Annotated in this window: 3 protein-coding genes, 1 rRNA gene and 1 pseudogene; all 5 read left to right on the top strand. The window is 40.2% G+C overall.

Translation table 11 applies throughout. The features are described 5' to 3' along the window. Positions 1–11: 11 nt before the first annotated feature. The 5 genes and pseudogenes from rrf to FTV38_RS07430 all read left to right on the top strand — a co-directional run bounded on the left by rrf (position 12) and on the right by FTV38_RS07430 (position 6,247). Positions 12–126, top strand: a 5S ribosomal RNA gene (gene rrf, locus FTV38_RS07450). 164 nt (positions 127–290) lie between these two features. After that, a pseudogene (locus FTV38_RS07445) lies at positions 291–1,480 on the top strand (MFS transporter). Positions 1,481–1,801: 321 nt separating this feature from the next. Continuing rightward, on the top strand, positions 1,802–2,614 hold the full coding sequence (locus tag FTV38_RS07440; RefSeq protein ID WP_180022096.1) for a M48 family metallopeptidase: 813 nt from the start codon (positions 1,802–1,804) through the stop codon (positions 2,612–2,614). A 246-nt stretch (positions 2,615–2,860) separates the two neighbouring features. Next, the gene (locus FTV38_RS07435) at positions 2,861–5,272 is read left to right on the top strand and encodes a YgiQ family radical SAM protein (protein ID WP_180022095.1); all 2,412 of its coding nucleotides are present in this window, start codon (positions 2,861–2,863) and stop codon (positions 5,270–5,272) included. Between the two features lie 432 nt (positions 5,273–5,704). Next, entirely contained in the window at positions 5,705–6,247 is a 543-nt protein-coding gene (locus FTV38_RS07430; protein WP_078189487.1) for a DUF2726 domain-containing protein, read from the top strand. Positions 6,248–6,296 lie beyond the last annotated feature (49 nt).

The raw sequence follows: 6,296 nt of genomic DNA, 5'->3' as shown, positions 1-6,296 counted from the left end.
AAAACAGTTGTGCTGGCGACAATAGCAAGAGTGAACCACCTGATCCCTTCCCGAACTCAGAAGTGAAACCTCTTAGCGCTGATGGTAGTGTGGGGTTACCCATGTGAGAGTAAGTCATCGCCAGCTCATTATTCGAAACACCCCCTGATATCTCAGGGGGTGTTTTTTTATGTGTGAGGAAAAGAAAAAGAAGTAATGAGAAAAAAAGAAAGAATTCATCATTCATTTCATGTGATTTATAAATTAAAGACTGAAAGGCGTATACTATCCGTGTCATTGATGGAAAGCTCATGTCTGATTTAGCCTCAAATTCTCCTTATATTGAATATGGCACACGGCCATTTCTTGCCATTTTATTTTCTTTATTTTTAGCAGGCTTCGCAATTTTTTCATCGTTGTATTGTGTACAACCGATGATGCCCATCTTTGCGAATTTCTTTCATGTCAGTCCGACACATAGCAGCTTTCCTTTATCTTTTTCTACCATTGCCTTAGCGATTGGGCTGCTATTCACTGGTTTGATTTCAGATCGGGTCGTAAGCCTGTGATGGTCACCGCTTTATTTTTGGCAGCGTCACTTTCAATCATTAGTTCTATATTTCCACTTTGGGAAATATTTTTATTGAATCGCGTGCTGATCGGATTAAGTGTTAGCGGTGTTGCTGCAGTTGCAATGACTTATATAGGTGAAGAAATTGAGCAAAAAGATATAGGCTTTGCAATGGGCCTGTATATATCGGGTACTGCGATTGGAGGAATGGGTGGTCGTCTCATTGCCGGGGTATTGATTGATTATATTAGTTGGCAAAATGCCATGATGATTATCGGCATCATTAACCTATGTATAGCCACAGCATTCTTTTTATTACTTCCAGCATCTCAACATTTTCAAGCTTATCCCATTCGTTTCAACCGATTTTATGAATCTTTCGTTAAAAATTTAGCAGATCCAAAGCTGAGAATTTTATTCCTTCAAGGCTTTATCCTCATGGGATGTTTTGTCTCTATATTTAACTATATGAGCTACCACCTATTAGAAGAACCTTATCAACTTTCTCAAACATGGATTGGACTAATCTCCATAGCATATTTGGCAGGAATATATAGTTCACCTCGGGCTGCAAGTTGGGGGAAACGCTTTGGCCGGGTAAAAGTTTTACCTTCGATGCTGATCATGATGTTGTTCGGGCTGTTGATCATGCTCATTCCGGCATTTTGGTCAGTCATTTTGGGGCTGATTGTATTCACTTTTGCTTTTTTTGCAGCGCATTCCACGGCAAGTAGTTGGGTATCAGTTCAATCCCTGCAATACCGTGCCGTAGGTTCATCTTTATATTTATTTTGCTATTACTTAGGTTCTAGTATTTTGGGTAGTAGTAGTGGTTTGGTTTGGGAAATTTCTGGTTGGATTGGGTTGACGAGCTTTATTGCTGTTATCTTGATGATTGGTTTATTTTTAGCAATACAATTGAATAAATAAAGATAGAAATATGTGAATAAGTTATTATTAAATATTCGTTTTACATCTATTTTTAATATAAATAACGCTATAAAAATGGCTAAGTTTACTATTTTTATGATTATACAACTTTGGTCTAATATGCCTTTTAAAAGGTGCCTCATAATAATGAAATACATCACAATATTATAAATAAATTATTTTTGGTTATCATTTTTAAAAGTTTGAAAAATAATAAATATATGATAAATATGAATTATTTGTTTTTTTGAATATTTTTGCATTTGTTTTTAGATAGAATTATATATATAGATCAATATTGGTATTAAAATTAAGGCGATTATGAAAAATATAACTATTTTAATGATGGCTTTGGTTTTTATCTTAATCTCAGCTTGTACAAGTACCACGAATTTAGGGACAGCAGGCGCAGAGCGAAAACAGTTTTTTATCGTTCCTCAAAAGTTATTAACTAAACAGGCGGATAGATCGTATCAACAATTTATTCATCAAGCGAAAGACAAACAACTTTTGATCATTGATCCGAAATTGGATCAGGTTTTAAATAAACTCAAAAAAAATGCGGAGTTTTACCGTCAAGGTTCGAGTCAATGGGATTGGCAAGTCAGTGGGAATTTAAATAAAGATTTAAATGCACATGGTTTTCCAAGTGGGAAAATTGTCATTAACACGGGTTTGTATTGGAGTTTAAAGCTGAATGAAGATGAATTGGCATTTGTGATGGCGCATGAAATGGCACATGCTCTGCGTGATCATCATCGTGAGAAGATTTCCCTGCTGTTTGCAAGTCAGGTGGCGATGATTTCTTCAACTGCGGGTATCGGCGCGCTTGCTACTGCGGCCAGTAGTGTGACAGGGCAAGTTGTTTTTCTGCCTAAAGTTTCAAAATTTGAACTGGAAGCAGATGTTCTCGCACTTGATCTGATGTCGAAAGCGGGCTTTGATCCAAATGCAGCATTGAGTTTTTGGCAAAAATATCAGCAGGAAACGACACGCCGTCAAATGCTTGATGTAAAACCATTAATGACTCAAGACAGTATAGATAAGCGTAAGATTTATATTGAAAAATATTTACCTGAAATGCACATTCAATTTCAACAGGCGCAGGCTTTAATGTTGAATAAAATGCGATAACTCATGGCACATTCTAGGTTGATTTAAACTAAAGCAAAGTTACAAATGATTTATTTAAATCTTGTTTTATAGTCGTGCTACAGCACGATTACATCTGATGTCTATATAAAACAATTCAATGATTCTGTAGCTATTGTATAAATTATAATCAAGCATGATGAATGGAATTCATGGTAAAATGATCGGCTTTCATCTTCTTTGATCTTTTTTCAGATCATTCCATCTGCCAGCCGAGAATTGCTAGCCATGTCTACTGCTTATACTATGCAGACTGCGCCAAAAGCGTTGTTTGATTACGACAAATATTGGGCGTCTTGTTTTGACCCTGCGCCATTTTTGCCGATGTCACGCGAAGAAATGGATCAACTCGGTTGGGATAGCTGCGACTTTATTTTGGTTTGTGGTGATGCGTATATCGATCATCCATCATTCTGCTCAGGCATCATCGGCCGTACCCTTGAAGCACAAGGTTTCCGTGTTGGGATTATTGCTCAGCCAGACTGGACCAATGTAGAAGCATTCCGTGTATTGGGTAAACCGAATATTGCTTGGGGCGTGACTGCCGGCAACATGGATTCGATGATCAACCGTTATACAGCTGACCGTAAAATCCGTTCGGATGATGCATATTCTCCGGATAATCAACCGAATAAACGTCCAGACCGCGCAGCAACAGTCTATTGCCAGCGTGTGCGTGAAGCATATCCAGATGTGCCTGTATTATTGGGCGGTATTGAAGCCTCGCTGCGCCGTATTGCGCATTATGATTATTGGTCAGATAAAGTCCGCCGTTCAGTATTGATGGACTCGAAAGCCGACCTATTGATGTATGGTAATGGTGAACGTTCAATCACGGAAATCATGCATCGTTTGGCCCGTGGTGAAAAAATCCAAGAGATTACGGATGTCCGCGGTACCGCATTTATTGTGAATAAAAATAACCGGGCTTCAAAAGCGAAGTTTGTTGAAATCGCATCGAATGATGTCGATGCGATTGGCCGTGTCGATCCGATCATTAATCCTTATGTGATGACCGAAGACCTTGAAGGCTGTGAAATCGAAAAAGGCAAAGACAGCGTTACGCAATATCAAGGCTTCCAAAAAGAAGCGGTAGCAAATCCGATTGTTCGTGAAGGTGATAACATAGACGCCGACACACAAATCGTGCAGCTGCAGCCTGCATCAAAAGCCATTAAGCATAAATTGCCGCCGCGTGAATTGGCGGTGATTCGTTTACCTGCCTATGAAGATGTGGCGAATGATCCTGTACTGTATGCACATGCCAACCGTATTTTGCATTTGGAAACCAATCCGGGCAATGCGCGCGCGATGGTGCAAAAGCATGGTGAGCGTGATGTTTGGCTGAATGCGCCGCCGATTCCATTGACAACCGAAGAAATGGATTATGTGTTTGACTTGCCGTATGCACGTCTGCCACATCCTGCGTATGGTGAAGCGCGTTTTCCTGCCTTTGACATGATTAAGTTCTCTGTGAACATTATGCGTGGCTGTTTTGGCGGCTGTACCTTCTGCTCAATTACAGAGCATGAAGGGCGTATCATCCAAAACCGTTCTGAAGAATCGATTTTGCGTGAAGTTGAAAAAATTCGTGATACCGCACCGGGCTTTACCGGGATCATTTCTGACTTAGGCGGCCCAACGGCCAATATGTACCGTTTGGCATGTAAAGATCCTGAGATTGAAAAGAACTGTCGTAAGCCGTCGTGTGTATTCCCGGGTGTATGTCAAAACTTACATACCGATCATGCACCTTTAACGCAGTTATACCGTAAAGCGCGTTCATTGCCGGGGATTAAAAAGATTCTGATCGGTTCTGGTTTACGCTATGACCTTGCGGTGTTAAACCCAGAATATGTCAAAGAATTGGTGACACATCACGTCGGCGGTTACTTGAAGATTGCGCCTGAACATACCGAAAAAGGTCCATTATCGAAGATGATGAAACCGGGGATCGGGACCTATGACCGTTTCAAACAAATGTTTGATCGTTTCAGTAAGGAAGCAGGGAAAGAGCAGTATCTCATTCCTTACTTTATTGCAGCGCATCCGGGTACGACGGACTATGACATGATGAACTTAGCGATTTGGCTGAAGAAGAATGGTTTCCGTGCCGATCAGGTGCAAACCTTCTATCCATCACCAATGGCGACTGCAACGACCATGTATTACACCGGTAAAAACCCGCTGGCTAAAGTGGCGCGTTATACCGAAAATGTCGATATCGTGAAAGGTGAAAAACGCCGCCGTTTGCATAAAGCCTTCTTGCGTTACCATGATCCAAACAACTGGCCATTGCTACGTGAAGCGCTCAAAGAAATGGGGCGTCAGGATCTGATAGGGAACTCAAAACAGCATTTGATTCCGACGTATCAGCCTGCGGGTAGTGCTGAGGGTCAATACCAGTCTGCGCGTAAAAAGAACTCAAGTATTGCGGGTGATTCACAAAAACGTACAGGTGAACAAGGTAATCGGACGAAGGCTGCTCAATCGCGTCCTTCAAATACCAAGAAGCGTCCTGAGCGTGGTCAAATTTTGACGCAGCATACTGGTCTGCCGCCGCGTGAAACGGGTGATGCGAAAAAACCTTTTGGTGGTCCGAAACCCAAAGGAAAATCAAAGCCTAAATCACGCGCTTAAAATGGATAAATAAAAAAGACACTTTGGTGTCTTTTTTATGGGAGTTATGCTCGGCAGCATCAGACAGTTTGTATTTTTATATGCTGTTACAAGCTCAATGCCATATGTGTGTCGGTTATCTCAATGAAATACGAGCAAAATTTGACAGCTTATCGGAATAGTCTGACAGTGAGAGGAAATGCACTTGCTGTCGTTTTAGCGAATGATCTAAAGTATCTGTATATAGCAATGGATGCTATTACTCTGAACGAAGTGGCATGTGATGTTTGACGCTTTAAGTTTGCAACTTTTTGTCAGTTTAAATACGTATTGTGTGAAAGTTAGAGTTATTTTTTTTAATAGGAAATTAAAAAAATAATACTGGTTGTATACTTCGTCTTCAAAAGAAGTATGTCAAAAACCAAAAATATAAGAAATATAAAGGATTATGAGATGACTATATACATAGTAATAGGGAGTATTTTACTCTTCTGTGTGCTCATAATGGCTTGGAAAAGTTTAGAAGGTGATTCTAAGCAACAAGATAGCGCATTGAAACAACGTGCTATTTTCAACATTAATGAGCAATTAACCTACACGCGTTTAAAAGAAATTTTGCCTAAGCATACGATCCTTGCGCACGTGTCTTTTGATGCACTGTTGACCACGAAATACTATCGTACGCGGAATAAGTATCGAAATATGGTGGCGGACTTTGTCGTCCTCGATGAACAGCACCAAATCTTAGCGATCGTCGCTTTAGATGATCCAATGGTACTCAAACGGATGCAGCAGTCGCAATATCAAGATGCTTTGCTCGCTTTGGCAGGCTATCGGGTCATTCGTTATGATGATGTGCCTGAGTACGTTCAATTACGCGAAGATTTCTTGAATGAGCAGCGTGTACAAGCGCCATTTGTGCCGGTTAATGATCTGAAAAAATATCATTTATATTCAGATTTGGAACGTAAAAAGATCAAAATTATTGGATCTTAAGGATTCAAAGAGCCAAGTCTTTTTCAAAAAGCATGTCTTTAGACATGCT

Source organism: Acinetobacter sp. YH16044 (genome assembly GCF_013417145.1).
Classification (GTDB): domain Bacteria; phylum Pseudomonadota; class Gammaproteobacteria; order Pseudomonadales; family Moraxellaceae; genus Acinetobacter; species Acinetobacter amyesii.
Note: the sequence above shows the minus strand (reverse complement) of the source record. Positions and strands in the feature narration are given on the sequence as shown.

What these genes read in the sequence shown, in the direction of transcription:
- FTV38_RS07440 (WP_180022096.1), top strand. Translation starts at nt 1,802, where the DNA reads ATGAAAAATATAACTATTTTAATGATGGCTTTGGTTTTTATCTTAATC.
- FTV38_RS07435 (WP_180022095.1), top strand. Translation starts at nt 2,861, where the DNA reads ATGTCTACTGCTTATACTATGCAGACTGCGCCAAAAGCGTTGTTTGAT.
- FTV38_RS07430 (WP_078189487.1), top strand. Translation starts at nt 5,705, where the DNA reads ATGACTATATACATAGTAATAGGGAGTATTTTACTCTTCTGTGTGCTC.